This is a genomic window from Streptomyces sp. CB02959 (genome assembly GCF_002803155.1).
In the GTDB taxonomy this organism is placed as follows: Bacteria; Actinomycetota; Actinomycetes; order Streptomycetales; family Streptomycetaceae; genus Streptomyces.
The window spans coordinates 335,085-361,591 of record NZ_NNBP01000007.1 but is presented as its reverse complement, the minus strand read 5'-3'; the positions used below and the strand labels follow the sequence as shown (position 1 = coordinate 361,591).

Annotated in this window: 26 protein-coding genes and 5 pseudogenes; 13 read left to right on the top strand and 18 right to left on the bottom strand. The window is 68.7% G+C overall.

Features of this window, described 5'->3' with window-relative positions; genetic code table 11:
- Positions 1 to 661: 661 nt before the first annotated feature.
- Together CG747_RS14765 and CG747_RS14760 are read right to left on the bottom strand one after the other, a co-directional pair.
- Entirely contained in the window at positions 662 to 1,315 is a 654-nt protein-coding gene (locus CG747_RS14765) for a hypothetical protein (protein WP_219621454.1), read from the bottom strand.
- 261 nt (positions 1,316 to 1,576) lie between these two features.
- Positions 1,577 to 1,804 (bottom strand): annotated as a pseudogene (locus CG747_RS14760) (transposase family protein); the annotation flags it as partial.
- Positions 1,805 to 2,352: 548 nt separating this feature from the next.
- On the opposite strand from CG747_RS14760, the gene CG747_RS14755 reads away from it, so the two are divergent.
- Positions 2,353 to 3,357, top strand: a complete 1,005-nt coding sequence (locus CG747_RS14755) for an NADP-dependent oxidoreductase (RefSeq protein WP_100602150.1) — start codon at positions 2,353 to 2,355, stop codon at positions 3,355 to 3,357.
- A 53-nt stretch (positions 3,358 to 3,410) separates the two neighbouring features.
- Here the strand turns inward: CG747_RS14755 and CG747_RS14750 are convergent, their stop codons facing one another.
- The 3 genes from CG747_RS14750 to CG747_RS47995 form a co-directional block, all read right to left on the bottom strand.
- A complete protein-coding gene (locus CG747_RS14750; protein WP_100602149.1) occupies positions 3,411 to 3,836 on the bottom strand; it encodes a VOC family protein in 426 nt (141 codons plus the stop codon).
- A 335-nt stretch (positions 3,837 to 4,171) separates the two neighbouring features.
- Complete coding sequence (locus tag CG747_RS14745; protein WP_100602148.1) at positions 4,172 to 4,765, bottom strand: YbhB/YbcL family Raf kinase inhibitor-like protein; 594 nt, start codon at positions 4,763 to 4,765, stop codon at positions 4,172 to 4,174.
- An 85-nt stretch (positions 4,766 to 4,850) separates the two neighbouring features.
- Positions 4,851 to 5,168, bottom strand: coding sequence for a glycoside hydrolase family 15 protein (locus CG747_RS47995; protein WP_180985542.1), 318 nt, complete (start codon positions 5,166 to 5,168; stop codon positions 4,851 to 4,853).
- On the opposite strand from CG747_RS47995, the gene CG747_RS50960 reads away from it, so the two are divergent.
- Entirely contained in the window at positions 5,087 to 5,905 is an 819-nt protein-coding gene (locus CG747_RS50960; RefSeq protein WP_146022085.1) for an FAD-binding oxidoreductase, read from the top strand. The two genes, CG747_RS47995 and CG747_RS50960, sit on opposite strands and share 82 nt — an antisense overlap.
- Here the strand turns inward: CG747_RS50960 and CG747_RS14730 are convergent.
- Positions 5,853 to 6,794, bottom strand: a complete 942-nt coding sequence (locus tag CG747_RS14730; protein WP_257980428.1) for a LysR family transcriptional regulator — start codon at positions 6,792 to 6,794, stop codon at positions 5,853 to 5,855. The genes CG747_RS50960 and CG747_RS14730 overlap by 53 nt on opposite strands.
- Before the next feature lie 56 nt (positions 6,795 to 6,850).
- Between CG747_RS14730 and CG747_RS14725 the strand changes: the two genes are divergently transcribed.
- Positions 6,851 to 7,849 carry an NADP-dependent oxidoreductase gene (locus CG747_RS14725; RefSeq protein ID WP_100602147.1) on the top strand — a complete coding sequence of 333 codons (999 nt, stop codon included), beginning with the start codon at positions 6,851 to 6,853 and terminating at the stop codon, positions 7,847 to 7,849.
- Positions 7,846 to 8,247, top strand: a complete 402-nt coding sequence (locus CG747_RS14720; protein WP_100602146.1) for a nuclear transport factor 2 family protein — start codon at positions 7,846 to 7,848, stop codon at positions 8,245 to 8,247. Before CG747_RS14725 ends, CG747_RS14720 begins: the two co-directional genes overlap by 4 nt.
- A 172-nt stretch (positions 8,248 to 8,419) precedes the next feature.
- Here the strand turns inward: CG747_RS14720 and CG747_RS14715 are convergent, their stop codons facing one another.
- A complete protein-coding gene (locus CG747_RS14715; protein ID WP_100602145.1) occupies positions 8,420 to 9,031 on the bottom strand; it encodes an NAD(P)H-dependent oxidoreductase in 612 nt (203 codons plus the stop codon).
- A 97-nt stretch (positions 9,032 to 9,128) separates the two neighbouring features.
- Positions 9,129 to 10,253 carry a homogentisate 1,2-dioxygenase gene (locus CG747_RS14710; protein WP_180985540.1) on the bottom strand — a complete coding sequence of 375 codons (1,125 nt, stop codon included), beginning with the start codon at positions 10,251 to 10,253 and terminating at the stop codon, positions 9,129 to 9,131.
- 348 nt (positions 10,254 to 10,601) lie between these two features.
- Between CG747_RS14710 and CG747_RS14705 the strand changes: the two genes are divergently transcribed.
- A complete protein-coding gene (locus CG747_RS14705) occupies positions 10,602 to 11,573 on the top strand; it encodes a LysR family transcriptional regulator (protein ID WP_100602143.1) in 972 nt (323 codons plus the stop codon).
- Positions 11,574 to 11,578: 5 nt separating this feature from the next.
- Here the strand turns inward: CG747_RS14705 and CG747_RS47985 are convergent, their stop codons facing one another.
- Positions 11,579 to 11,725: a hypothetical protein gene (locus CG747_RS47985; RefSeq protein WP_180985539.1), complete on the bottom strand. Its 147-nt coding sequence runs from the start codon at positions 11,723 to 11,725 to the stop codon at positions 11,579 to 11,581.
- Between the two features lie 31 nt (positions 11,726 to 11,756).
- Here CG747_RS47985 and CG747_RS47190 point away from each other — a divergent pair, with 31 nt between their 5' ends.
- The 3 genes and pseudogenes from CG747_RS47190 to CG747_RS14695 form a co-directional block, all read left to right on the top strand.
- Positions 11,757 to 12,011, top strand: coding sequence for a hypothetical protein (locus CG747_RS47190; protein ID WP_146022084.1), 255 nt, complete (start codon positions 11,757 to 11,759; stop codon positions 12,009 to 12,011).
- Positions 12,012 to 12,091: 80 nt separating this feature from the next.
- Positions 12,092 to 15,688, top strand: a complete 3,597-nt coding sequence (locus CG747_RS14700; protein ID WP_257980427.1) for a beta-galactosidase — start codon at positions 12,092 to 12,094, stop codon at positions 15,686 to 15,688.
- Positions 15,689 to 15,794: 106 nt separating this feature from the next.
- A pseudogene (locus CG747_RS14695) lies at positions 15,795 to 15,965 on the top strand (IS630 family transposase); the annotation flags it as partial.
- Positions 15,966 to 16,016: 51 nt separating this feature from the next.
- Here CG747_RS14695 and CG747_RS50695 read toward each other — a convergent pair.
- From CG747_RS50695 to CG747_RS14680, 3 genes and pseudogenes are all read right to left on the bottom strand, one after another.
- Positions 16,017 to 17,149: pseudogene (locus CG747_RS50695) on the bottom strand (IS630 family transposase).
- A gap of 282 nt (positions 17,150 to 17,431) precedes the next feature.
- Positions 17,432 to 17,539: pseudogene (locus tag CG747_RS14685) on the bottom strand (3-oxoadipate enol-lactone hydrolase); the annotation flags it as partial.
- Positions 17,540 to 17,571: 32 nt separating this feature from the next.
- On the bottom strand, positions 17,572 to 18,582 hold the full coding sequence (locus tag CG747_RS14680) for an IS110 family transposase (RefSeq protein ID WP_257980434.1): 1,011 nt from the start codon (positions 18,580 to 18,582) through the stop codon (positions 17,572 to 17,574).
- 385 nt (positions 18,583 to 18,967) lie between these two features.
- Here CG747_RS14680 and CG747_RS49425 point away from each other — a divergent pair, with 385 nt between their 5' ends.
- Positions 18,968 to 19,159, top strand: coding sequence for a hypothetical protein (locus tag CG747_RS49425; protein WP_257980424.1), 192 nt, complete (start codon positions 18,968 to 18,970; stop codon positions 19,157 to 19,159).
- Positions 19,160 to 19,857: 698 nt separating this feature from the next.
- Here the strand turns inward: CG747_RS49425 and CG747_RS49420 are convergent.
- Both CG747_RS49420 and CG747_RS49415 read right to left on the bottom strand, forming a co-directional pair.
- Complete coding sequence (locus CG747_RS49420) at positions 19,858 to 20,550, bottom strand: hypothetical protein (RefSeq protein WP_257980423.1); 693 nt, start codon at positions 20,548 to 20,550, stop codon at positions 19,858 to 19,860.
- 45 nt (positions 20,551 to 20,595) lie between these two features.
- Positions 20,596 to 20,922, bottom strand: a complete 327-nt coding sequence (locus CG747_RS49415) for a hypothetical protein (protein ID WP_257980422.1) — start codon at positions 20,920 to 20,922, stop codon at positions 20,596 to 20,598.
- 515 nt (positions 20,923 to 21,437) lie between these two features.
- On the opposite strand from CG747_RS49415, the gene CG747_RS49410 reads away from it, so the two are divergent.
- A complete protein-coding gene (locus CG747_RS49410) occupies positions 21,438 to 21,638 on the top strand; it encodes a hypothetical protein (protein ID WP_257980421.1) in 201 nt (66 codons plus the stop codon).
- A gap of 95 nt (positions 21,639 to 21,733) precedes the next feature.
- Here the strand turns inward: CG747_RS49410 and CG747_RS50955 are convergent.
- Positions 21,734 to 22,555, bottom strand: a pseudogene (locus tag CG747_RS50955) (M56 family metallopeptidase); the annotation flags it as partial.
- On the opposite strand from CG747_RS50955, the gene CG747_RS49405 reads away from it, so the two are divergent.
- A complete protein-coding gene (locus CG747_RS49405) occupies positions 22,554 to 22,748 on the top strand; it encodes a hypothetical protein (RefSeq protein WP_257980420.1) in 195 nt (64 codons plus the stop codon). The pseudogene CG747_RS50955 and the gene CG747_RS49405 overlap by 2 nt on opposite strands.
- Here CG747_RS49405 and CG747_RS49400 read toward each other — a convergent pair.
- Together CG747_RS49400 and CG747_RS49395 are read right to left on the bottom strand one after the other, a co-directional pair.
- Positions 22,745 to 22,945 carry a hypothetical protein gene (locus CG747_RS49400; protein ID WP_257980419.1) on the bottom strand — a complete coding sequence of 67 codons (201 nt, stop codon included), beginning with the start codon at positions 22,943 to 22,945 and terminating at the stop codon, positions 22,745 to 22,747. The two genes, CG747_RS49405 and CG747_RS49400, sit on opposite strands and share 4 nt — an antisense overlap.
- A gap of 18 nt (positions 22,946 to 22,963) precedes the next feature.
- A complete protein-coding gene (locus tag CG747_RS49395; RefSeq protein ID WP_257980418.1) occupies positions 22,964 to 23,341 on the bottom strand; it encodes a hypothetical protein in 378 nt (125 codons plus the stop codon).
- A 374-nt stretch (positions 23,342 to 23,715) separates the two neighbouring features.
- On the opposite strand from CG747_RS49395, the gene CG747_RS47980 reads away from it, so the two are divergent.
- Both CG747_RS47980 and CG747_RS14655 read left to right on the top strand, forming a co-directional pair.
- On the top strand, positions 23,716 to 23,874 hold the full coding sequence (locus tag CG747_RS47980) for a hypothetical protein (RefSeq protein ID WP_180985537.1): 159 nt from the start codon (positions 23,716 to 23,718) through the stop codon (positions 23,872 to 23,874).
- A gap of 221 nt (positions 23,875 to 24,095) precedes the next feature.
- Positions 24,096 to 25,439 carry an endonuclease domain-containing protein gene (locus CG747_RS14655; RefSeq protein ID WP_100602138.1) on the top strand — a complete coding sequence of 448 codons (1,344 nt, stop codon included), beginning with the start codon at positions 24,096 to 24,098 and terminating at the stop codon, positions 25,437 to 25,439.
- Positions 25,440 to 26,080: 641 nt separating this feature from the next.
- On the opposite strand, the gene CG747_RS14640 is transcribed toward CG747_RS14655, so the two are convergent.
- Complete coding sequence (locus CG747_RS14640) at positions 26,081 to 26,398, bottom strand: hypothetical protein (RefSeq protein WP_146022083.1); 318 nt, start codon at positions 26,396 to 26,398, stop codon at positions 26,081 to 26,083.
- Positions 26,399 to 26,507: the final 109 nt, after the last annotated feature.

Genomic DNA, 26,507 nt, shown 5'->3' with positions numbered 1-26,507 from the left:
GTTGCAGCTCAGGGGCACTTTCTGCTTTCTCGATCACCTGCCGGACACCACCCCTCGTGAAAGCCCGAGGCTAGGGGTGATGATCTCCATGTCGCACCCCAGCGCGCAGGGAACGGGGCCGGTGTGGTCACGCTGCGGGATCGCATGACCGTCCCGATCCTGAACGCGGCGTGCCGCACCATCCGCCGCGGGCGTGCTTCGTGAAGCGGGGCTGCGCGTGCATCCTGTTCATCCCGGCTGACGAGTGGTGCAAACCGCAGGTCCCAGACCGCCGCCCAGAACGGTTACGCGCTCACCATGGCCGACGCCTTGTGTGCAGCCGCGTCCCGACGCCTGGAGGCCGTGCTGATCGCCGCCGACCTCCTCACCCCCGCTGCCAGACCACGCCCCGAGTGCCGATCGGCCGGACACCAGAGTCGGCCCCCGGCACGCGGCCGTCCTTGTCGCCCTCGCCGCGCCGACTTCATAAGCGAGATGCGGCTGATGGACAAGGAGGCGTACTGGCTCGACACCCGCATCACGCCGGGCAACACCTGCCTGCACGGCAGCGTCACCCCGGTCGTCTGCAAGCTGACCGCCCAGTAGCAGGACTCCGTGGCACAAGACGACTGGCCCCCGGAACGATCGGGGGTGGGGGCCGGCTTCGTCTTGTGCCGGTGTCTCAGACCATGGGGATCAAGACCGCTGGGAGGTCGCCGGCCTCCACTGCGGCCTGGTCGATCGTCAGCCCGCAGTAGGCGCCGACCGCGGTGAACACCGCCGTAGGAAGCAGCTCCCTACGCTCCTCGTACTCCGCCTCCGCCGCGGCGCTGTCCGGCCTGGGCCCGATCAACGCGCCCGCTTCACGCAGCGCCGCATCCAGGGCGGACCCCTCGCCGGTGTCCGCTCCGAACTCGGCACGCAGGACGCGTTCGTCGCCCGGCACGTGGAGGGTCATGCACGGAGGGCTCCACCAGTTCATCGTCACGCAGATGATCTCCTCCCCCGGCCCCGGCCACATCGACTCGACCTCGTGGAAGCCGGTCGACCACGTCGACATCCCCCAGTCCTCCAGCACATACACCCACTCCCCACACGTTCCGTACATCGCGTAGTTGGTGCGGGCCGGACGTCCGCCCATCGGCGCGGCGAGATCCCTGTACGGGGTCCGTTCGGCGAGCTCGTCCAGGTCGGCGCCCAGGTTGATCAGGAATTCGTCCTGATCGATGCCACGGGCGCAGGTCAGCGAGATCCCACCGCGCATCCCCGGCAGGCTGCTGTCCCTGTCCATGGTGCTGTGTGCACCTATCCAGGCGATCCCGGTCTGATCACTCACGAGGGTGTGTCCTTCGGCAGCGGTTACCAGTGTGCTGGATGAACGTACAGCGCCGATGGGGCCCGGCTCCTGCGAAAACGAGGACACCGGCATCCGGAAGAGGGCCAAGACGGGCGGGCCCGGCGGCAGTACTCCGCTACCGCACTGGCGCCAGGCCCATGGCGAATCCCAACCGAATCACCAGTTCGCCCCGCCACCGCCGACACACTGGCCGAACCTGCGCACGGCTGACACCGGTTGGTGGAGTGCTGCGAACGGCGAGTCCGCCGAGAACCGGTAGTTGCGTGAGGACACCCCGGCCTTCCCGTCGCGGACCGGGATCAGGGTGCCGTCCACGATCCACAGTCGCTCGACCGCGTCGGCCGGACGAGCGGCCGGCTCGATCGCAAGCAGCGATCGCAGCCGCTGAATGACTCGGCAGACCGTCGCCGGCGAGCAGCCGAACAACGGCGCGAGCTGCCGCATAGTGAGGTTCGTGCGGATCACCACCTTCTGCAACACGCTTCAGGTTCATCCCGTGACCTCATCCATCCACCCTGAAGACCCAGTTGGCGCGACGCGGCCGCCTCTGGCTACCCGTCCTCTGGTGTTGCGCTTTGTGACGGTCGTCGGCTCGTCAGCGAGCCTCTTGGAACCACCAGCGAGGGCCACCTGCGCCGTTTCCCCGTCGGTGTGAACGGTGCGGTGCCAGTGACGTGGCGCGGGTAGGCGAGGGTGCCCTGCTGGATGAGGACGGCGCGGTGCCCGGACATGTCGGAGAACGGTCCGCTCCCGATGCCCCTTGGCACCGCAGCCCAACCGAGCGTTGACAGGCAACTGTGACAGCGTGGTCCGCCTGCACGCGGGCACTGCCAATGTGGCAAGGCGACGGGGTGGTTGGGGTTCGCGCTCGGGCCGGGCCCACGCCACGACCGTGTCGACGGGCACGGTGAAGCACCAACTGGTCCGTTCCCCTATGCGGCGCGCTGCGACGGGCCGCATGTTGCTCCATGAAGAAGACAGCACCATTTCCCGCACGTACGGAAGGAAGACGGTTGATGACAGGCACTGCGCAGGAATGGCATCTGGTTGCTCGCCCCGTGGGACGGCCTGCCGAACAGGACTTCCGCCTGGTGGAACGGGCGTTGCCGTCGCCCGGCGACAACCAAGCACTGGTCCGCAACACATTCCTCTCGATGGACCCGTATATGCGGGCTCTGATGGGCGCGGGGTCCGGCATCCCGTCCTACCAGCTGGGCCGGCCGATGACGGGTGGGGCCGTCGGCGAAGTTGTCGAGTCGCGGGTGCCCGGCCTGGCCCCGGGTGACCTGGTGCTCAGCGACCTCGGCTGGCGCACCGCCGCGGTCGCCGACGCCAGGTGCTTCACCAGGCTGCAGCGAGTCGAGGGGGTACCGGACTCCGCGTTTCTCGGCGTGCTGGGTATGCCCGGACTGAGCGCCTACGTCGGGCTGGTGGAGATTGCCGGGCTGCGCGAGGGCGAGACCGTGTTCGTCTCCGGAGCAGCCGGCGCAGTGGGCAGCCTGGCCGGGCAGATCGCCCGGCTACGCGGGGCGAAGGCGGTGATCGGCAGCGCCGGCTCCGAAGCGAAGGTGAAGTATCTGACCGGCGAACTCGGCTTCACCACCGCCTTCAACTACAAGAACGGCCGTCTGCACGAGCAACTCGCGCAGGCCGCCCCGGCCGGCATAGAGGTGTACTTCGACAATGTGGGAGGCGACCATCTGGAAGCCGCCATCGACGCACTCAACTCGCACGGCCGGGCTGCACTGTGCGGTGCCATCTCCGGCTACAACCTCACCGACCCGCCGTCCGGTCCACGCAACTTGATCGAACTGGTGAAGAAGCGGCTCACCCTGCGCGGCTTCGAGGTGGGCGATCACGCGGCCCTCCAGTCCCACTTCGTCCACGAGATGAGCAACTGGCTGGTTGATGGCCGGATCATCTTCCGGGAGACCGTCGAGGACGGCATCGGCAGCGCGGTGAACGCCTTCCTCGGCCTGATGGACGGCCGGAACACCGGAAAGATGGTCGTCCGCATCTGACGGGATACCCCCTCACCCTGGCACCCGTCACCAATCAACCCATGAGACCGAACCTAGCCGATCCGTTCAGCCAGAGCGACGATGATCCCCGCGGGGCCGCGGAGGTTGCAGAGTCGGTAGATGTTCTCGTACTGCGCCACCTCGCCGAGGAGTTCGGCACCATGGCGGCGCAGGCGGGTGATCGTGTCGTCGATGTCGTCGACGGCGAACATGACACGGTGCAGGCCCAGAGTGTTGGGTGGCGGGTTGAGCGATCCGGCAGTGATCGCCGCGGGGGCATGGAACTTCGTCAGCTCCAGCTTGCCGTGGCCGTCCGGGGTGCGCATCATCGCGATGGCGCTGCGGACCCCGTCGAGGCCGACCGTCTGGTCTGCCCAGATTCCCTCGATCTGCGCTTCGCCTTCCAGCTCCATGCCGAGCTCGGTGAAGAAGGCGATGGCAGCCTCCAGGTCGTCGACGACGACGCCTACGTTGTCCATCCGTTGAATCGCCACGGGGTGCCCCTGCTTCGTCGCGCAGTCCGTTCCGGCTACTGGTACCCCTGGGACGGAGCCGGTGCCGCATTCTCGACACCCGGAAGCGTCGATGGTCTGGGTTCTGCATCTTGCCGACGACCTACGGATCGCGATCGCCTACCAGGCCGCACTCCGCCTCGCGACCATCCTCGTGCCACACCTCTGGGGCGACCGCCCCGTCGAACAGTGGAATCCAAAGCAAAGGCTGAGGTCCTGAGGTCGCGGAGGCCAGTGTCGTCACCCGCGTCTTCCAGGGCTTCCTACTGCAACGGTTCGGTCGACGGCGATCGGGGCTTGCGTCAGTGGCGTGTGTACGGGGCCACGAGCACCGCCGAGGCGAATGCGCGCCGTTTGATCTCCTGCAGGGTCCGGGCAGGCGGCGTGCTGCCGCCGAAGGCTGTCGGCATCGGCTCGCGGAGCGCGTAAAGCGTCAGCTGGTACCTGTGGGTGCTGCCGCGGGGTGGGCACGGGCCGTCATAGGTGGCTTCTCCGAAGTCGTTGAGTGCCTCACGAGCACCGGGAAGGAGGTGGTGGGCGCTGATGCCGTGGGCACGTGCGGGGATGCCGAGCTGGAGCCAGTGAATCTTGTGGATATCGAGGTCGACCATGGTCAGGGCGAGTTCGGCCGTTCCGGTCGGCACGTTCGCGAAGTTCAGGCCCGGCGAGTAGTCCCTTGGATCGTCGCAGGTCATGAGTGAGGTGAACGCTCCGGAGCGGTCGAAGCCCTGCCCCCGGGTGAGGGCGAACGGGCCGGCAGCCGCAGTGGTGGTGCGCGTGGTGGCCTTGGCGGACGTGTGTGCACCGGAGGCAGGCCCTGAGGTGCCGGAGCAGGCAGCGCACGTCAGCAGTGCCGCCGTGGCCACTGCGATCGCCAGAGGTGGCAGTCCTCGCATGCCGCTCACTGTAGGGAGAGGGGCGCGCAGGATGAGTCATCCACGCTGGTCTCTCCCTGACGGCGTACATGCGGAAGTCGCCGATTCATGCCGGGGACTGGTGCTCGGCTCCTTGCGGTGGGGGCTGCTGCCCGGCATCGCGGATGGCATGGGCGGCGTTGATGAGATCGATGTGGCTGAAGGCTTGCGGGAAGTTGTCGAGAGCCTCTCCCGTGACGGGGTCGGTCTCGTCGGCGAACAGAGCGGCGTCGTTGGCGTGTGAGAGGGCGGCGTCCTCCGCGATACCAACAACATGCCGCCTGAACTGCTGGGCGGCGCGCAGTGCGTCGGGCGGGGCCAATCCGCCGGCGATGGGGTGGTGGTGGAAGACCGCCATCATCACCGAGGTCGGACCGTCGCGCACCGACCAGCGGGAGCCCACGACGTCGGCGGCGCCGCAGGTGTGCCTCGTCAGGCGATGAAGGGAAGCCCACCTGCATTACGAGACAGCCTTTTGTCTCGCGATTCGTCCATCTCCGCCCGACGTCACATCGAAGGATCGAAATCCAGCGCGGGAGCAGGGCTTGGGGCTGTCCGTGCGCTGCGACGGTCGGCACCCGGCCGGTTTCGCCGCCCGCGCACGGCCTCGGCGCCGTCACCGGCATCCTGTCGGGAACCGGGCTGGGCGGCGCCCTGTTGCACGAGGGAATGGGATACCTCTCACCGCTGATGGGCTATGCCTGCGACAGCCTTCTCGCGGCTGAGCTGGTCCTCGCCGACGGAACCATCGTGCGGGCCGACGACCAGACCCATCCAGAGCCCATGTGGGCGTTGCGGGGAGCCGGGTCCAACTTCGGAGTGGTCACCTGGATGAAGCTCCAGCCGGCCCCGGTGCCGAAGGCGATTCCCTCGGTGGAGATCTTCCACCACGGTGACGATGCGGTGGAAGCGGTCAAGGGCTGTCCCATCTGCTTCGGACATCAACCGCCCCTCGGTGTCGCTGACATCCTGAGACACCGCGGTCTGCCCGCCCGCGCAGCTAGGAACACCGCCATCATGGACGCCCCGTTAGACCTACCGCCCATGGCCATCGCCGTCCTGATCCCGGTCAGGATGGCGGGGCGGTCAGGACGGCCTTGGCAGCCAGCCGGAGATTCCTGACCATCGGATTCGGGTCGCCCTTGCGGCTGACCAGGACGACCTGGCTGGGGGGAGCGCCCTCGATCGGGACGGTGACGAGGTCGGGACGCAGTGAGCTACGCCGATCGCCGACCGGTAGCACTGCGATCGCCTCGCCACTCGCGACGAGTTCGAGCTTGTCCTCGTAGCTCTCGATCGGCGGCACGCCGGCCCCGAGGATTCGGTAGGAAGTCCAGTCTGCGGTCTCGAACGCGCACGGCGCCGCCTCTTCGCCGGCCAGTTCTTCCGCGGTCACCGACGCGCGGTCGGCCAAGGGATGGCCGCGCGGGACCACGAGCATCCGGGGCTCCTCGTACAGCGGGGTGGTGAACACGTCGTCGGCGGCGAGCGGCAGTGGGGCTCGCGCGATGAGGGCGTCGACGCGCTTGTCGGACAGCGCCCCGACGTCGCGGCAGCTCAGGTACCGGGTGGCGATCTCGGCGTCCGGGTAACGGCGGCGCAGTTCCCGTACGGCGGGAGTGATCACCAGGTCTTCGACGTAGCCGATGGCGATTCGTTCGGTCTGGGCTTGTTCACGCACGGCCAGCTCGGCCTGGTGGGCGGCCTGCAGCAGGGCTTGGGCCCGGGGAAGGAACGTCTGGCCGGCCGGAGTGAGCCGGGTGCCCTGGGGAATGCGGTCCAGCAGTCGTGTGCCGAGATATTTCTCGAGCCGTTGGATCTGGCGGCTCAGCGCCGGCTGGGCCACGTGCAATTCGGCGGCGGCCCGGCCGAAGTGCTGGTGCGCCGCCACCACGGTGAAGTAGCGCACCAGCCGCAGTTCCAGGTCCTGTCCGGGATCGTTCACCCTTGCAGCGTACGCGTCATGCCGTTTCGGAATGACCAGGTTGCCGAACCGGTCTTGGACGGCCATGCCGTCCTGGGCCTTGACTGAAGGAGCAACGTTTCCCCGAGAAAGCGACAGGCGTGATGAAGGCGATCCAGTTCCACGAAGCGGGCGGGCCGGAAGTTCTGCAGTACGACGAGGTGCCGGTTCCCGAGATCGGCCCGGACGAGGTGCTCGTCCGGGTGCACGCGGTGGGCATCAACCCGCCGGACCGGTACCTGCGTGAGGGGATGAAGGTCATGCCGGCCGAGATGAGGCCGGCCCTGGAGTTCCCCCTGATCCCTGGAACGGACATGCCGGGCGTGGTCCAGGCGGTCGCTCCGGACGTGCTGGGGTTCACCGTTGGTGACGAGGTCTTCGGCATGCTGCGGTTCCCCGGATTCGACGGCCGGACGTACGCCGAGTACGTGGCCGCGCCGGCTTCGGACCTGGCTCACAAGCCGGCCGGTATCGACCACGTACAGGCGGCTGGTGCGCCGATGGCCGTGCTGACGGCCTGGCAGTACCTGGTTGATCTCGGCCACGACGTGCCGTCTCCTTTCACCGGCCAGGTGCACCAGCCGGTGCCGATCACGCCAGGAATGACCGTGCTGGTCAACGGGGCAGCCGGTGGAGTGGGCCACTTCGCGGTGCAGCTGGCGAAATGGAAGGGGGCACACGTCATCGCGGTGGCCTCGGGCCGGCACGAGCAGTTCCTGCGCAAGCTCGGCGCCGATGAATTCATCGACTACACCACGACGCAGGCTGCGGACGTGGTCAGCGGCGTCGACCTGGTGATCGACACCGTCGGTGGCTCGGACAGCTCACGCTTCCTGACTGTGCTCAAACGCGGCGGCACCATGCTTCCGGTGTTCTTCGCCCAGTACGACCCGGAAGAGACGGCGCGTCTGGGCATCACAGTCTCGAACATTCAGGTGCGTTCCAACGGCCCCCAGCTCGCCGAGATCGGGCGCCTGTTCGACGAGGGTCGGCTCCAGGTCGGGGTGGACAGCACCTACTCGCTGCCCGAGGCGGGAAGCGCACACACGCGGGCCGCGCAGGGCCACATCCACGGCAAGATCGTGCTGACGGTGGTCTCGTGATCGCCGAACTCCAGCAGGCGGTGGCGAGCTACGCCCACGCCCTGGACGAGCTGAATGTGCCTGAGCTGGAAGCGGTCCTGACCGAAGACACCACCTGGACCTTCACGATGCCCAGGCAGGGAGTGCTCGGCCCGGTCGCCGGACGCACGGCGGTGCTCGACTTCATCCGTGACGGGCACACGGCCCAGACCGGAAGGGTGCGGCACCACCTGGGCAATGTCGTGGTCACGACGGCGGACGCCGCCACCGCTGAGGTGCGGGCCTATCTGGTGCAGACGAGGAACACCGGCGAGAGCATCCAGACGATCTCGACCGGGGTCTACACGTTCGGCCTGCGCCGGTCCGACGGCGGGTGGCGGATCGCCGAGCTCACCCTGACGCTGGACAACGCCTTGTAGGGCGAGGCCAGGCAGTGCGTCCGGCGATCATGGGATGCCTGCCGGTGGCGCCCGGGTGTCGATTGGGTCGACGACGAACAGCACGGCCCTCTGTAGGGAGATGATCAGCCGGTCGACGCGTTGTTGAACGCCGGCAGCTGCGGCACCAGAGGGCGGCCCGCATCGCGAAGGGTCAGGTGGCTTGCTGGCTCTGCAGGTGGTGCAGGGGCTTGACCAGACGGCGTCCGGCCTGGTGGTCGATGGCTTCTTCCAGGCCGAGCAGTAGTGAGGTGAGCATGGCGCGGGTGATCGGATCGGTCAGGCGCTGCTCAGGCTCGGCGGTGGGGTTGAGGCGGGTGTGGACGGCAGGGATGGCAACCTGGGGGCCGCCGACGACGTAGACGTTGAGCAGAGCGAACATTTCGCGCAGTTGCGCCTGAGCGCGGATACCGCCGAAGAGGCCGGGAGAGGCCGAGAGGACCATGGCGGCATGTCCGGGCAGGACGCTTGTGCCCCTGGGCCTGGAGGCCCAGTCAAGTGCGTTCTTCAGGACGCCGGGGATCGCGCCGTTGTACTCGGGAGTGGCGATGATCAGCCCGTCGGCCTCCGCGATGGCCTGCCACAACTCCCGCACGGGGAGGGGCGGATCCTTCTCCAGGTCCTCGCTGAAGTGCGGCAGATCCCCCAGGCCCGGAAACAGTGCGATGTGCATGCCTTCGGGGGCCAGCGGCTGCAGGCAGCTGAGGAGCTGGGTGTGGTGGGAGGCGGCTCGCAGGGAACCGGAGATGGCCAGAACACGGCTCATGAAGGATGGCGCTCCAAAACTCGGTGGTGGCCGGCCCCCTGCCTGGGCGGAAGGAGCGATGCGGGCGGGGGGCCGGCGGTGGGGGGTACAGCCGGCGTCAGCCGCGGTAGCTCTCTTGGCGGGCGAAGTCAGGGATCTCGACCGCTTCGAAGGCCTCGGTGTAACGCAGGGGGCGGACGGTGTCGACGTTCCACACGTAGAACGGCAGCCGCTCGCGCGGGTTGGCCTGGCGGACCTGGTCGGGGCCGTGATTCATACCGGCCGGGGTGACGCTTGCCAGCCCCGCGGGCGGACCGACCTGGCCGCCGTCGCCGGTTCCGAGGAAGACGAACAGTTCGTCGTAGTCGACGTTGCGATGGGCCGGCTGCGCCTTGTCCGCGTCGTCCGCGCTCTGCATGGGCCGGGGGGCCATGGTGACGAACCAGTTCTGCCCGGCCTGGAAGGTGGCGTGCGCCACCGGCGGCATTTCGAGACGTTCGCAGGTGAGCGGGCGGATGTCCGCCAGGCGCAGCCGGAAGGGGGCCAAGGTCCCGGTCCAGCCTTCCACATCGGCGGGGTCGAAGGCGTAGAAGATCGACGACAGCTCGCCGGCTCGCTTGACGAGCACCTCCCACTCGCCAGCCGCGTTCTGCGCGGACGGGACGCTGATGCCGGCGTCGAGCCTGGGAACGTCGAGGACGCCCTGGTCGAAGGGCAGGAAGTGTCCCAGCAGGCCCCGCTCGGGGAGCGTGACCGGCTCCCGCGTCTCCACTACGTAGGTGATGTGCTGTTCGGTGCCGGGGTCGGGGACGGTGCGGTAGTTGGTGCCCTTGGGGATCACCAGGTACTCCAGCGGCCCGTAGGCAAGGGTGCCGTAGTCGGTGACGAGAGCGCCACTGCCCGACTGGACCAGCAACAGGGTGTCGCCGTCGGTGTTGCGGAAGTAGTACGGCATCGGCGCCATCCGCTTCGACACCGAGACCGTGATGTCCTCGTTGAACATCAGCAACGTCGGGAGGGCCCGCTCGTCGCGCTCGTCGTCGGCGGGAACGTCGGTGAGCCGGATGCCCCGCGGCCGGATCGGGCCCTCCACCCGCAGCCAGTCCGTGGCCGGGTGGGCGTGGTAGAGCTGAGAGACCTCGCCTTCGAATCCCTGACGGCCGTGGTGCTCCTCGAAGGTGCCTTCCGGTACATGGGCGTGGGCCTGGCGGGAGATCCGGCCCTGAGCGTGCTTCGCAAACATGCAGCGACTTTCTCCACAGGCGCCGGCACACAGGCCAAGCGCCCCATCGGGTAAGTGAGTTGGGAATACTCGTGGCGTGGTGGTGCGGCCTGCCAGAGACCTCGCCGCACCCATGCCAGGAGCAGCGGGGCGGCCCGTCCGCTCACAGCACCCCGCGGAACGCCGTAGGTGTCTGCGGCCAACGCCTCGCCACGTCACTGGCCTTCGATGCCGCGATCAAATGCCAGAGCATTCCTTCGGTTCGCGCCTACCTGGCGCCTTCACTCCACTAGTCAACGACCGCAGCGTGCCACCGGTCCAACACTCTTCATCGGACACGAGACAGTCTCAGGCTGTTACGGTCTAGGGGTGGACCTCGACCTGCGTCAGGTGCGCTACGTCGTCACCCTCGCCGACGAACTCCACTTCGGCCGGGCCGCGAGCAGGCTCACCATCGCCCAGCAGACTCTCTCCTCCCAGATCAGGGCCCTGGAGAGGCGTCTCGGCGTCCCGCTGTTCACCCGCGACCGCCGCCACGTCGCCCTCACGCCTGCTGGCGAGACCTTCGCCGAACGCGGCCGACGCCTCCTCATCGACGCCGAGCGCCTGGTCGACGAAGTCACCCAGACACGCGCACCCCTGCGCATCGACGTCGTCACCGAGGGCCTGCCCTCCACACTCCTGATCCACCACCTGCGCACCCAGGCCCCCGACCTGCAGGTCGAGGTGGTCCAGAGCCACGGCCTGGCCGCGGCACTGCCCCGCCTGCTCACCGGCGACCTCGACCTCGCCTTCGGCCGCCCTCACGGCTTCGGCCGCCCCCTCGCGGCAGCCCTCGCCACCATGCCCGTGGGGCTGGAACCCATCGGCATCATCGTCCCCGCCGACCACCCCCTCGCCGACCAGGACGAGGTCCCCCTCACCGCCCTCGCCGATCACCCGCTCCTGGTCCACGCCGCGGACGAGTCCGCCGAATGGCGCGACTGGGTCGACCATGCCGTTGCCACCTTCGGCCTGGACGTGGCGACCCGCCTACGCGGGCACGGCCGCACCTCCGCCCTGACCGCCGTCCAGGCCCTCCGCCACCCGGCCTTCAGCCTCACGACCCCACAACTCCCCGACGGCCTCACCGCCCGGCCCCTGACCAACCCCGTCCCGCTCTACGCCTGGCACGCCGTCTGGAACACCACCACCACCGCGCACCCCGCCCTCAACCGAGCCCTGGAACTCATCCACACCTACGCCCGAACCCACCACTGGCACCAACCCCCGAACGCCGACTGGTGGCTCCCGAACCCCGATCGCGACACACTGCGGACTGAACCTCCCCAGGTTCGGTAGAGAACTCAGTTGATGGCTGTGGCCTGGGGTTTCTTGGTTGCCAGGTAGTAGTTGATCTCGTATTCGACGGGTGGGACGTGGCCCGGAAAGCCGAGACCACCGACAACGGCACCGGCACCGGCACCGGCACCGGCACCGGCACCACGTTCCATCCGGCGATAGTCCCCCCAAGAGCAGATGCGAGTGGCCGAGGTCGACAGCGAGGAGACCGGCGGAGAGGACGGCCGCGCAGCGTATGTCCTGGACGGTGACCCGGCCACCTTCTGGCACACCCGCTGGTACGGAGGAACCGGCCCGCTGCCGCACCACATCGTGCCCCGTGAATCCCGGGGCCCGCCGGACGAAGTCACCAAGACCGGACTGTTTCCAACAGGCTTCAACAGATTTAGGCTGTGCGGCGCAACACTTTCACCCAGCACCTCACTTTTCAGGACGTGATCACTACGTCGATTTCGTTATGTCGACACAAGGGAAGGATTGGCATGCGCACGCCATTACGTGCACGAACGGCGAGACGGGTGGCCCGCGGGGTCACCGTCGCGCTCACCGCGCTCGCGCTGGGCTCCTTCGGACTCACCGCCGCGGAGTCCGCGCAGACCCGACCACACGCGGCGGAGCCCACCCACGCGGTCGGCCACGACAACACGGCCCTGACCATCGACGGCAAGCCCCTCTCCATCTGGTCGGGCGAGTTCCACTACTGGCGGCTGCCCAGCCCTGACGCCTGGCGCGATGTCCTGCAGAAGATGAAGGCGGGCGGCTACAACGCGACATCGATCTACTTCGACTGGGACTTCCACTCCCCCAAGCCGGGCGTGTACGACTTCAAGGGCATCCGCGACGTCGACAAGCTGCTCGACATCGCGAAGGAAGTCGGGATCTACGTCATCGCACGGCCCGGCCCCTACATCAACGCGGAGACCGACGGCGGCGGCTTCCCGGGCTGGCTGGTGACCCAGAAGGGCAAGGCCCGTTCGACCGCGCCCGACTACCTCGCCGCCGCCGACGAGTGGCTGTCGCAGATCAACCCGATCCTGGCCCGGCACCAGCTCACCAACGGCACGGGCACGATCATCGCCTATCAGGTCGAGAACGAGTACTACCAGAACACGGGCGACGGGCACGCGTACATCCAGCACCTGGTCGACAAGGCACGCGCCGACGGCATCACCGTGCCGCTGACGGGCAATCACAACGGCCTGTTCACCAAGGAACTCGACATCGAGGGGTACGACGCGTACCCACAGGGCTTCAACTGCTCCAGCCCGGACAAGTGGCAGGGCCTGCCCGACCTCTCGGGCGAGAAGAAGCCCGGCGAGCCGCTGTTCCTGGCGGAGTTCCAGGGCGGCGCCTTCGACCCGTGGGGCGGCCCCGGCTACGACAAGTGCCGGCAGCTCACCAACGGTGACTTCGAGAAGGCCGCGTACGAGAACAACATCGCGTCCGGTGCCACCATGCAGAACTTCTACATGGCCTACGGCGGTACGTCCTGGGGATGGCTGGCGTCGCCGGAGTCGGTCTACAGCTCGTACGACTACGGCGCGTCGATCCGTGAGGACCGCCAGCTGACCGAGAAGTACCTGGTGAACAAGCGGCTCGGCTACATGGTGCAGTCGGTGGCACCGCTGACGAAGACGGAGCAGGTCAGCGTGGCCGCGCCGCAGAACAGCGCGCTGCAGCGCCGCGATCGGCACAATCCGGACAACGGCACCGGGATCACCGTCGTCCGCCACAAGGACGTCAACAACAAGGCCAAGGACACCACCCACCTCGCCCTCGGCGGCTACCCGTCCGTGCCGCAGGAGCCGGGCACCGCGCTGACGATCGACGGCCGCGACTCGAAGCTGCTCCTGTCCGACTACGCCATGGACCACCAGCAGCTGCGCTACTCGACCTCCGAGCTGATGACCCACGGCACCTTCGGCCCGCGCGACGTGGCCCTGCTGTACGGGCGGCACGGGCAGGACGGCGAGACCGTGCTGCGGTACGCGGACCGGCCCGAGGTCCAGGTCATCAGCGGGCATGTGCAGCAGACCTGGGACCCGGCGAGCGGCGACCTGCGCCTCAACTACAAGCACGACGGCCTGGCCCAGGTCCTCATCACCCCACCCGGCTCCACTCCCCTGCTGCTCCTGCTCGCCGACGACGCGACCGCCGACACCTACTGGCGTCTCGACACCCCGCAGGGGCCGGTGCTGGCAAGCGGCCCCGAGCTGCTGCGCACCAGCGCGTACGACAACGGCGTCCTGAAGCTCTCCGGCGACACCGGCAAGGCGGCGAACCTCCACGTCGTCACGGGAACGCCGGCCACCTCCGTCACCTGGAACGGCCGCCCTGCGAACGGCGCCCTGGACACCGCCGGGACACCCCTCGCCGGGCCGGGGCCCGTCACGCTGCCGACCCTGGGCGGCTGGAAGTACCACGCCGAGACCCCGGAGGCACAGCCCGGTTTCGACGACGCTGCCTGGCGCGCCGCCGACAAGCAGGCCTTGTCGGCGGACAACTACGGCTTCCACGCCGGCTCGATCTGGTACCGGGGGCACTTCACGGCGGCCGGTACGGAGACCGCGGTGAAGGTCGACGCGACCACGGGGCGCGGCGGCAGGTATCTGGCATGGCTGAACGGCACGTATCTGGGCAGCAGCGATGACGCCACGCACCGCTTCGACATCCCCGCCGGGACGCTGAAGCCGGGCAAGGACAACGTGCTGGCCGTCCTCTCCGCCAACACGGCGCACAAGCAGGACTGGTCCGCGGACGACTCCCACAAGGAACCGCGCGGGCTGACGGGCGCAAGCCTGGTGGGCTCGGCCAAGCAGATCGGCTGGCGGCTGCAGGGCGCACTCGGGGGCGAGGACCTCGTCGACCCCGTGCGCGGCCCGCTGAACACCGGCGGTCTGTACGGCGAGCGGCACGGCATGCACCTGCCGGGCTACCCGGACGACGCGTGGCCGTCCGTGTCCCTGCCGGACTCGCGCAAGGGAGCGCCCGGAGTGTCCTGGTACCGGACCACCTTCGACCTGAACCTGCCGAAGGGGCAGGACGTGCCTCTCGGCCTGACGTTCAAGGACGACAAGGCGAAGAACTACCGCGCGCTCGTGTATGTCAACGGCTGGATGGTCGGTCTGTACGTCAACGACCTGGGTCCGCAGACGACGTTCCCCGTACAGCCCGGCATGCTGCGCACCCATGGCCACAACACCGTCGCGATCGCGGTGATCGGCGAGGACGCGAACGTTGACGGCCTCGGCAACGTGAGCCTGGAGGCATACGGGAACCACACGACGCCGCTGCACTACCGGGACATCGCATCGCCCGGCTGGTCGGCCGCCGTGTACCGCGACCCGCAGGCGACAGCCGACGTGCGGATCGACGCGCCGGACACCATCGCGCGGGGCAAGAGCGGCGAGGTGACCGCCTCCTACACGCCCCGTCGGAGCACGGCGCACGACGCGTCGCTCACCCTGCGGCTGCCGGACGGCTGGACGGCGGAACCCGAGGCCGCACAGCGGCTCGGGAACGTACCGGCGGGAAGCACCGTCACCCGCTCCTGGAAGGTGACCTCATCGGGCGGGAGCGGCCCGTGGTCGGCAGTGCTGTCGGCGACCGGGCGCTCCCGGGACGGATCGGCGGACGCCGCGACGAGCGTCGCCTCGCCGCCCGCGGCGCCCGGCGCGGGCACGCACGACCTGGCCGGTCTGGACTTCCTCTCGACCAACGGATGGGGTCCGGTGGAGCGGAACACCTCCAACGGCGAGGACGCGGCCGGGGACGGGCGCCCGATGTCCATCGCCGGCACGGCGTACGCCAAGGGACTCGGGGCGCACGCCGACAGTGACATCACCGTCCACCTGGGCGGGAAGTGCAGTCGCTTCACGGCGTCCGTCGGCGTGGACGACGAGACGGACAGCGCTGGCTCGGTGACCTTCACGGTGCTCGCCGACGGCAAGCAGGTCGCCGCCACTCCGGTGCTGAGGGGCCACCAGGCCGCTGTCACGCTGAATGCCGACGTGTCCGGCGCCCAGGTGCTCGACCTGGTCGTCGGCAACGGCGGCGACGGAAATGCACAGGACCACGCCGACTGGGCGAACGCCACCGTGAGCTGCGCGTCCTAAAAGGCTGATCAAGATCTCGGGTTCTGGCTCTGCCGCGTGAGCGGCGGGGCCGGACTCGTCTTATGGCGATAGGGTCCGGCGGTTGTCGGCCGGGGAGGGGCAGAAACTGCACCGGACCGTGCGCCGCGGCAGCACGAACACGGCCCGCTATCGGCGGGCGATGATCGTGCCGGCTTCGGCCTGCCGAAACGGCGTCCCGGTCATCGCCCGGCTCGTGCAGGCCGCCGAGGACACCGTCCGCGATGTGGTCCACAAGTTCAACAAGACAGGCCTGGCCTGACGTGAAGAAGGCCGCGCGCCACCGAGTGGACGACTAACCAGTGCCGCATCAGGCAACGTTCACCCTGTCGACGACCTCGCGTAGCCGTTCGTCGGTGGCATGCTTGTTCCGCCAGATGATGTAGCGGCGGATCATGCTGCCCTGCTCTTTGTGGCTGGCGTGGTCGGTGCCGTCCAGAGCGAAGTAGCGCAGGGCGGTGAACTGGGCTTCGATGCGGTTCAGCCAGGAGCTGTTGGGCGGCGTGTAGGCGAACTCGACGTTGTTGGCTGTGGCCCAGTCGCCGACGCGGGTGTCCTTCTTCGTGGTCAGGTGCGGGGAGAAGTTGTCGAGCACGATCGCGATACGGGCCTCCAGCGGGTAGAGGCTGCGGAGGTAGCGGCAGAACTGCAGGAACCTCGTACGGTTCTTTTTCGGCTTGATGTGGTCGTAGGGCTTGTCCCGGGCCAGGTCGTAGGCGGCGAACAGGTGCCGGACGCCGTGCGGGCGGGTGTAGGTCACCCGGCGGCGGGGCCTGGGTCGCGGTCGGGATCCTTGTGCTTCCCGCCGCGCTCGGCCCACTGCCGTCCCGGGTGGGGCTGGAGATTTAAGGGCCCGAACTCGTCCAGGCAGAAGACGACTTCGGGCTCACCCTCCTCGGGTATGACCTCGCCGTCGGCGATCGCGTAGAGGTGCTCGATGCGAGCCTTCTTGGCGGCGTAGTCGGGGTCTCGGCAGGTCTTCCAGTTCTTCATGCGTTGAAATGACACGCCCTCCTCGCGGAGCAGGCCCCGAAGGCCCTCGTGGCTGATGTCGTCGACCACCCCCTCAGCGACCAGGAAATCGGCCAGCTTGGCCGGGCTCCAGGTCGAGAACGGCAGGCGGTGTTCGGCCGGCTTGGACTTCGCGATCTTCTTGATCTCCCGCCGCTCGGGCAGGGTGAACGTTCTCGGCCGACCGCCCTTGCACTTCGGACAGAGCGAATCGAAGCTGTCGGCGTTGAAGTTGTGGATCACGTCCCGGACCCGGTCGGAGCTGGTGAATGTCACCTCCGCGATGCTCACCACGGGCATGCCCTGCGCGGACAGCAGCACCATCTGGGCTCGTCGCCAGGTCACCACCGACCCGGTGCCTCTGCGGATGATCCACAGCAGGCGCCGCCCCTCGTCGTCACCGATCTCACGGACGCGTACTCGTTCTGCCACCAGGCAGCCTGAGACCACACCACCTGCGCGGCGGATGCCGCACTATCGGCGTGTCGCGTGCATCTCCTGGAACAACTCGAACTCGCCATCAGGGGCGGCGCTGAAACCCTGCCAGTGAAAAGAGGTCGGCGTGACGTCGGTGAACGTCCACCGCGAGCGCCTGCCCTGGGAGTCGGTGCCCTCCTGAATCATCCCGCCGGCACCGTCGGGCCGACCGACCTGGGAGAAGTACGAGGGGAGCTTCGGTGAGATCCACGTGATCTGCCACAGCCCGGTCGTGACGTCGTACATGTGCCATGTTGTACCCAGGGCGGCGCCCAGAACCAGGACCGGGGCGTCTTCTGGCCCGTCAGAGCGGTGCTGGAGGGTGCGCGTCGGTGTCTCACTCACGCCCTGAACGGTCTCACATCTCACAACAGCCCCTATGACCAGGGCCGAGACTCTACGGGTCTGACCAGGTGGAAGACCTCCCGGGCGGCGTAGCGTTTGAGGCATCGGACGATTTCGCGGCGAGTCTTGCCCTCCTTGATGCGACGTTCGCAGTACTCCTGAGTCCGCGGGTCGCAACGCAGACGGGTCTGCACGATCCGGTGCAGAGCAGCGTTGGCCTGACGGTCGCCGCCGCGGTTGAGGCGACGGTACTGCCGCGCGCCCGAGGAGCGCTCGACGGGGCTGACCACGCACAGCGCGGCAAACGATGCCTCGCTACCCAGCCGCTCCGGGTTGTCCCCCATCGTGATCAACAGAGTCACGGCCGTGTCCGGGCCGATACCCACCACAGCCAGCAGCTGAGGGATGTGGCGTTCCGCGAGCAGGGCCAAGCGGCGCTCCAAGTCCTTGATCTGCTCGGTGAGCTGTACGATCCGGTGGGCCAGCAGGCACAGGGTGGCGCGGGTGGCCTGCAGCACCGTCTCCTCCTCACCCTCGTCGTCCTTGCTGTCGTCGGCGAACCGCGCACAGGTACGCAAGAGGTCCGGGGTGTTCAGCTGGGCCAACTCCTCACGCAGGTCCGGGTGGGCGGTAATGAGAACGGCCTTGACCTGGTTGATCGCCTGGGTACGGGCTTTGACCGCCGACCCCTTGGCGAGCTTGTACATCCGGGCGATCTGTACGGGTCCGTCGCCCGTTTTGGCCCGGGCGCGGGCCCGCCCGCTCAGCACCGCCCGGGCGGCGTTCTGGGCATCGAGGGGGTCCGACTTGCCACGTAAGCGGCGGTCGGTCCGGTCGGGCCGGTTCACCTCGAACACTTCCACGCCCTGGGACAGCAGGTAGCGGGAGAGGGCTGCTCCGAAGGAGCCGGTCCCCTCCACTCCAGCCCGCCGCACCGTGCCCAAGTCGCCGGCCCACCTGAGTAGTCCGTGGTATCCGGCCGCGGTGGCCGGGAACTCTTCGGTGCCCAACACTGCCCCGAGCGGGGAGAGGACGGCAGCCACATGAGCGTCCCGGTGCGTGTCCACCCCGAGAACCACCTCTCCCGTGGGCCGACGTCGGCGGGCACACGGGGCAGGGGGCGTGCTGGAGGTGCTCTTTCTGGGCATACCCTTTCGCCTTCCGGTCCGATGACACATCGCGTTGCCGACACCGGGCCGCGGCGGGCGGTCAGAATTGTGATGACGCCTGATTGATCGGCAAGCCCCTATCGAGACACACCCCGTCAGCCCGGTACCGACAACGCACCATCCCCGACCAAGGGCCGACGCTGTGTGAGAAAGACACCACGGTCAAACATCTCATGAGTCAGACCCCGGGACCCGGGACAGCACCCACCAAGTCTCCCGCCCAACACGAGGCACCAAGCGCTGTGTTCGAACCCGACTGGTGACGGCGACCATTCGCCAACTGACGCCCGCTGACGACAGCAAATGCACGCAACAGCGATTAAATGCTGCCCATCAGTGCTCAGGGGACCTCGTCACCGCACGCGGCATGGAGATATACGCCCACATGCACAGCGCCATCGGCCTCGCCCTCGGCCTGGGCAACCACTTCGGCGTCAAGGTCATCCGGTAGCCCGTCGCAGGGCAGTAGGGCAGCTCATCCGAGCGCGCAGCGGCGGACCCAATCGGCAGGTCCTCGACCTGTTCCCCGCCATCGGCCGGCACGGTGGTGCTGATGGCTGGTGCCGGCATGCTCGGCTCCGGCCTCGCCCTGCCCTATCCGTGGATCATGCGCAACAGCATCACCCTCCGCGGCCAGTAGATGTACCCGCGAGGCGGGCGCCCGGCTCATCCGACTGATCCGCTCCGCCGACGCCCAGTAGCCCGCCGCACGCAGAAGCCCCGCCGGAAGCATGGGGCATTCCGGCGGGGCTTCTCGTCGTACGCGCTCTCACACAGATATCACCAACTGGGTGAACGCCCCCGGACACAGGGCCCTGACCTGGCCTTAAGCACCCGCCCTGGACCTGCTGGACGCTCCTGGACGGGGGTTACAACCTGCAGCGGCTCCACAGCAGCCTCGGCTACCGCACACCCGCCGACTACGAGACCGCCCTCGCGGCCTGACCACCACACCAACGGTGTCTGTCAAAGCGGAACAAGCTCAACACAGGCCCCTATAACGGGAGCCAGGACTATACGGGCCTGACCAGATGGAAGACCTCCCGGGCAGCGTAGCGTTCGAGGCATCGGACGGTACATCGTGGAGCAGGAGGTGCCACCGCCGAGACAGCCGGGAGGTACCACCCATCTCGCTGATCGGAGCGGGTGTCACCGGTCCTTGTTCGCTGCGGACTTGCCGCTGGCGCGCCGCACCTCGGAGATACGGCCTTGCGCCGATCTGAGGGCGATGTCAGCGTTGTGGAACTCCTTGAGCGACGTCATGAAACGGTTGCTGTCACCCTGGTCGAAAGAGAGTGCGCAGTCCCGGCTACCTGCCCGCACCTGACTGCTGAACGTCTGCCACAGTGACGCGGCCTGCGGGTCGGGGATCGGGAAGTAGTTAACGGCATCCTGCACGACCCGACCGAGCTTCGCGCACACCGGCTTGAAGACGGACGACTCGATGTGGCCGTGCGCGTCCGCGGCCTGGTTCAGGGCCACGCCAAGAGCCGCGTCGGCAGCGGCATAGCGCAGGATCAGCTCCCGCCCACCGAACTGGAGCCAGGCGACCACTTGCAGTGCCTTGATCTGTGCGGGTGCGGACACGAGCGCCGGAAGCGCTGGGCGATACCTCCCGGACGCCTGCGAAACCCCTTTCTGTGACTGCGACACAGCCACGGTCGTGGCCCCCACCGCCACGGCGCACAAGGCACTGACAACGACTCGACGGGCGATCCGCCTCCGCGCGGTCCCGAGCGGTGGCACCGGGACCGCGCATGGCACCCCGGCCCCCCGCATCCGCTGAATCGCCGACACCGCGGTGATGACAAGGACGGTGACGATCGCGGTGGACACGAGCACGGGCCCCAGCAGATCCCGGTCCAGCGGCCATGCCCCGGAGGGAAGCTAGTAACAGCGCGACGCGAGAGTCCGCAGTGGCGGAACGCAGCCGTCGGTGGAGAGGAGTACGAAGTGCCCGGCCAGACCGACCAGGGCCATGGTTTCGGCGGTGATCAGCGCGAGGAGCAGCTGGTAGCAGCGGGCCCAGGCGCTGGCGACCGTGGCGGTCACCGTCGACACCACCACCAAGGCGATGATCGTCCATGCCTGGGAGAGGAAGGTGTAGAGACCGCCCCGCTGTCCGAGGGGTGGTTGCTGGGTGTGCAGGTAGACCTTGGTGGCCGCGACCGCAAGCCAGCAGACCACCCCGCCCAGCGCCGCGAAGAGCAGCACGCGTCGTAGCGGGCGGCATCGGCGTCAACGGTGGCCCCGGCTCGACGGCATCGCCCGAAGCACCGCTCGGCCGCCGGCGTACCGCGGTCACCGAGCCGGCCGTCCAGGCCAGCAGCGGCACGACCCACATGGCCCCGACCGCCGTCAGGACGAGCGGGCGCTGGAGGCCGGCCAGCACGGGGAACACCACGGCGCTCACGGAGAGCACGGTGGGATGGGCGGCGATCGGCCCGGGGAACGTCCGCTCCAGTGCTTGGCGTTCCGCTTCCGGGCTGAGCCATCCGCTCGCCAGGTCCGTGCCACCACTCTGCCACCAGGCGAACCAGGCAGTGAGCAGGAGGCATGCGGCGGCCATGACCAGCAGCATGGCCGGGCGCTGGGAACGCCCTGTCCACGCCTGGAACCAGAGGAGCGCGCACTGTGTAGTCCACCAGGCGAACACCATTCCCGCCAACACGACCAGCACCAGGACCTCCGGCTGATCGGGCAGCCACTGCGCGACCGCGAGTTGGTGCATGTCCAGCACCCCGGCCACCATCCCGGCTCCCAGCCACAGTCCCGCCCGTATGCCGGAAGGCACCCGCCGCTCGGTCAGTACGGCGTGGGCCACGGCCCTCCAGAGCGCGACCCCGGCGCCCCCGGTCGCCACCACCGCAGCGACCAGTGAGGTCACCGGCTGCGTCCAGGGGCTGACCCGGGATCCCGACGCCAGGTAGTGGGCCGCCTGAGCACTGATCATCGCCGCGGCCGCCCCGGTCAGGAACATCGGTAGCGCCCGCACACCGAAGAGTGCCGCCGGGTCAGTCAGCGCGTCCCGGCGCAGATCCCACCGCGGATGGGTACGCCACAGTTCGCTGAAGGAGGCGAACATCCGCCTGGCCCTGCCCCCGGGCGGCTCCGGTGCGACGACAGCCCAGCCGCGCGGATCGGCACCCCAGCGCACCGCGGCGAGGTCGGCATAGACCTCGCGGCTGCACAGGACATCCGACCGCGCGAGATAGACCAGCACGATCATGAAAAACGGGAGCACGACCGCCCTCACCGCGTATGGCTCTTCGGTCGACCAGAAGGTCGCGCCGAGCGAGCCGGAAATCGCGACCGCGTACCACACCAGGTAGGGCAGGAGCACGCAGACCACGAAGACCCGCCAGACGGCGACTGTGGCATAAGTCAACGTGACGTCGCCGTTGCCGATGTGGGCGAACTCGTGCAGCAGCACCGCCCGGAAGCCCCCCGGATCACGGGACCTCCGGGCCAGCAGACCGGCGTGCAGGCAGACGGTCGGACGGCGAGTGCGGCCGAACACCACCGCGCCGGTCGACGCCGCGGTCGGGTCGATGACGATACGGGGTACCTGGGCCAGCCCGGCAGCCGCTGCCACGTCCGCCACCACGCGCCGGATCTCACCGTCGTGATCGACCGCTTCCAGGGCGACGACCCGACCGCGCCGCGCCTTCCACACCGGCAGCACCCAGAACAGTACGCCGGCCGCGATCACCACGAGGCTCGGCCATACCAGGTTCGACCACCAGGGCGGCGTCGGGTCGTAGCGATCGATGCACGCCTGAAGGGCGTCGCTGTGGGCGATGGGGCCGACATAGCCGGCCGGGCCGTCGCCCTGGGTGGGGTCCATGCCGGCGGCGAGCTGGCAGCCGAAGCCGCCGGAACCGTTCGGGTCGCCGGCCACACCTCCGACGGCCGACATCATCGAGCCGCTGCTCACCAGCAGCAGGACCACCAGCAGTACGAAGCGCATCGTCGTGCCCGCACTGATCGCCCGTTCGTCGATACGCGGCCGCGGCTCCGTCATGGCCATCGCACCCTAGCCCTGGGTCGGGGTGTCGTCGGCGGCAGGCGGGACCTCATCGGCCGGGGCGTCGCCGTCGGCCAGGTCGTCCGAGCCAGCGGGGTGCTGTGTGTCCGGATCTGGTGCGGCGAGCGCCAACCGGGCCACCACCGCGTCGGCGATCGCCGTCGCCCGTTGGGCGCTCAGGCCGCGCTGAGCGGCCGTCTCCAGCACCAACTGCCATACCTCACCGAGCTATTGTCGTGTCAGGGCGGGTATGACGGTCGGCGCGGAGCGCCTGCGGAGGATCCTGCGCGCCACACTGCGCACGCCCTTGGCGGCACCCTCCCCGGCGGCGTCGCCGAGCCGGCGTACCGCCCCATCCAGAGCCACCCACACAACCGGCGCCACCAGCGCCGCGACCTCGCCCAGACCGAAGCCCAGCGGATCCTCCCGGCGGCCGCCGCGCCACAGTCGTCGCAAGGCCACGTCCTCGTCGAGTCCGGCCAGTGCCGCCACGATCGGCAATTCCTCCGGCGCGAGCTGAGCCACCACGTCACGCACCACGTCGCGGATCCTGATCCCGTCGGCGCCGACCGCATGTCCGCCCGGTGGTACCGCTCCAGTGCTCATACCACCCCCGTACATCGCAGCCAGAGTCAAGCACCGTACCGTGAATTCCCGCACATCGTAGGCGGGTTCAGGACGATGTGACCGGTGTGGCGGGTGCGAACGAAAGCGTCTGTCAACGGCCTTGGGCGGTGTGTCGGCCGCCGTCAAGCGTCTGCGAGAAAGTGCGCCCCCAGACGTCGTTGTCGATCGCGAGGCCCTTCACAGGAGGTTGAGGCGCCCTGCGCAGCGAGAGGCACGGGCGGGAGTCATGGAGGCAGTCCTGACCCACGTCGGCCAAGGAAGTTCGGCCTGCCGGTCCGCCGGTTCCAGATCACCCCGCACATCGCCCGGCGCGGCACCGGGCACGGCTCCGGCCCGGGCGGGTACCGCTGGTCGTGGAAGGAGCGATCGCACTGCCGCACTGGTTCCGCCGCGTGCGCTCCCGCTGGGAGATCCGCGACGATATCCACCACGCGTTCGTCACCCTCGGCTGCGCCGTCATCTGCTGGCGACAACTCCGCACCGCGTTGTGTTGGGAGTTGTGTTGGGAGTAAGGACTCTGTTGCTCAATTCGTCTGGGCTCGGGGACCACTGATGCGCGAGGGCGCCTTTCTTCGATTTTGACGTTCTTGAGGTGAGGCTGCGGGCACGGGACTGACGAACCAGATGCTCAGGAACAAGGAGTTGCGGGCGGCGGATGCCGGGTGAGCGGCGGCCCAGCTGGTCGAGGCGCTTGGAGGCCCGTTGACGCGTTGCGGGCCGTTAGCCTGTCGGTATGTCAGAGCGTGTCATGCCCGGTCGCGCGGACGGCCTGATCACCCTGGATGCCGCGGACGCTCTGTGGGTCGATTTGACGGCCGACGGTGCTGTGCCGACGGCTTCTGGGGCACTCACCTGCTCTCCTGCCCATGCCCGGGTGGGGTACGTCCTGCTCGGCGGCCATGTGGTGGCGACGGTGAGAGCGAGCGGCGGTCAGTGGAGTGTTCCGGAGGCTGAGGTGCGCCGGGCGGCCGCGGAACTGAACGCGGTGGGGATGGATCGGCGGGACCTGGTCCGCATCGGTCCGTTTCGTGGGGCGCCGAGGCAGGAGTGCAACGAGGAATCGCCGCTGCGTTGGCGCCAGCGCATCACGGGGGAACTGCAGGAGCTGGGCGGCCCCGAGCGGGCAGCACGACGTGAAGTCGGCCGGCCGTACCACCTGGCGGGGATCGACTGGCGGCGGATACTCGTGGCGCAGACCCGCGACGGGACGCAGCGGACGTGGTGGCTGCCGCGCGCCGTGGTCAGGCTGCTGGACGCGGCCGAGCACGCCGAAACGCAGTGGGTGCAAGCCGCGCGGACCCACCGGGCAAGCGCAGCCGTCACCGAGCCGCCCTCCCGCCCCCGGCAGGCCCGAGACGCCGACGATCGGCAGACGACGAGCCCGCAGGGCCCCACCGCCCCACCGCGCCCGTACAACGGAGAGCTGCAAGGCCAGCTGTACTCGGTGCTCAGCAGGAAGCCCAGTACCTCCCGCAGGGTGGCCGGGTGGGCGTGCGCCGTCTGCCGCACTGCGCCCGCCACCGTCCTCGACCACTGCCACGAACACGACTACGCCCGCGCCCCCCTCTGCCAGTCCTGCAACACACGGGAACGCCCCGACCACCTGTACAGCAACGACATCCGCGTGGCGAACCGCTACACACGCCTCTTCCACACCGACACCGACGACTGGCTCCACCACTGGCACCGCTGCCCCGGCTGCCGCACACGCACCACCCTGCCCCTGCCCCACCTCGCCGCATGGACCGCCCACACAGCCTGCCGATCGCTGCGCCCCACCCACCGCGCCCCCCGCGGGCGCCAGCCCTGCGGTGTCCTGCGCGTGTCCTGGACGGGCAGTCAGCAGGCGCCCCGTTCCTGCCTGCTCACTGTCGCCGTCGACTTCTGCCCCTCCGGCGAGCACCGTGTCCTGGCCCGAGTCCCCTACCGCGAAGCCGCCGAGCGGTTTCGCGTCTGGTTGGCCGAGACGGCCCCTGCCGTGGCCGCCGCGGCCGGCCCTGACCGCTTGGACGGCCTCCCTGCCCAGTCCCGGCCAGTCATCGCGGACACCAACGGCGAGGGCCTGGCACTGTTCTGAGCGAGCACCGGGAGACCCGACACCCCGACGTCACCTCGCAGCAGCCGGCCCCCGACACGGTCACCCCGCACGCTCCAGCGAAATGCGCCGGCGCGCAGGGCGTACTTGGCCTGCGCGCCGGCGTTGGGGGGACCATCAACCAGGCTCTCGACATCACCGGCCTGTGCCGGGCCCGCTACCGAGGACTACCGAAGGTCACCCTCCAGCACACCTTCTCCGCCGCCGCGATCAACATCATCCGGCTCGACGCCCACTGGGCCGGCCAGCAGTCCCAACGACCGGGACGGACCCGCACAAGCCGCCTGTCAGAACCCGCCTACCGACTCGCCGCATAACCCCGACCGAAATGCGCAACGGAGTCATCGTGATCAGCAAAGTGACGGCCGTGTCCGGACCGATGCCCACCACAGTGAGCAGTTGCGGGGCGTGGCGTTCCACGAGCCGTGCCAGGCGGCCTTCCAAGTCCTGAATCTGGTCGGTGAGCTGCTGGATTCGGTGGGCCAGCAGGCGCAGGGTGATGCGGGTGGCAGTACCGCCTCTTCGTTGCCGGGCCGGACGGGGCCCGCTGACGACCTCCGTCAGCGGGCCGAGCGCTCTGCCGGGCTCACGTGCCCGCCTGGTCGGCGGGCGAAGCACAGCTGTCAGCAGTTCTGCCGGAGGACGTGGATTCCGGAGACCAGGGTGCCTTCGAGCCGGTAACAGTGGTTCTCGTCAGGCTCGTTGATGTACAGGGGCTGGGAGCCTCCCGTCCAGTAGACGGTGGCGGTGACCCCGGTGGCTCCCGCGGGGAAGTACGCCTTCCAGCTGGTCCCGATCGGGCGGTCATGCTGGCAGTGGTTCTTCTTCTCTATGCCCTCCGGTCCCTGCCACTGGTAGCACGTGTCGATGAGCGACCCTGCCTTGTGCTCGAACTGGATGTAGTTGTCCGTGGCGGCGGTCGCCGAAGGTGCCGTCAGCACCACTGGGGATCCCCGGCCGCCCTTATCTGGCCGTGGCAATGGCCGATGCGAGCGGTGTGAGCACGGAGCGTGGATCGGCCACCTCCTCCTGAACTCGGCGACGTTCGCC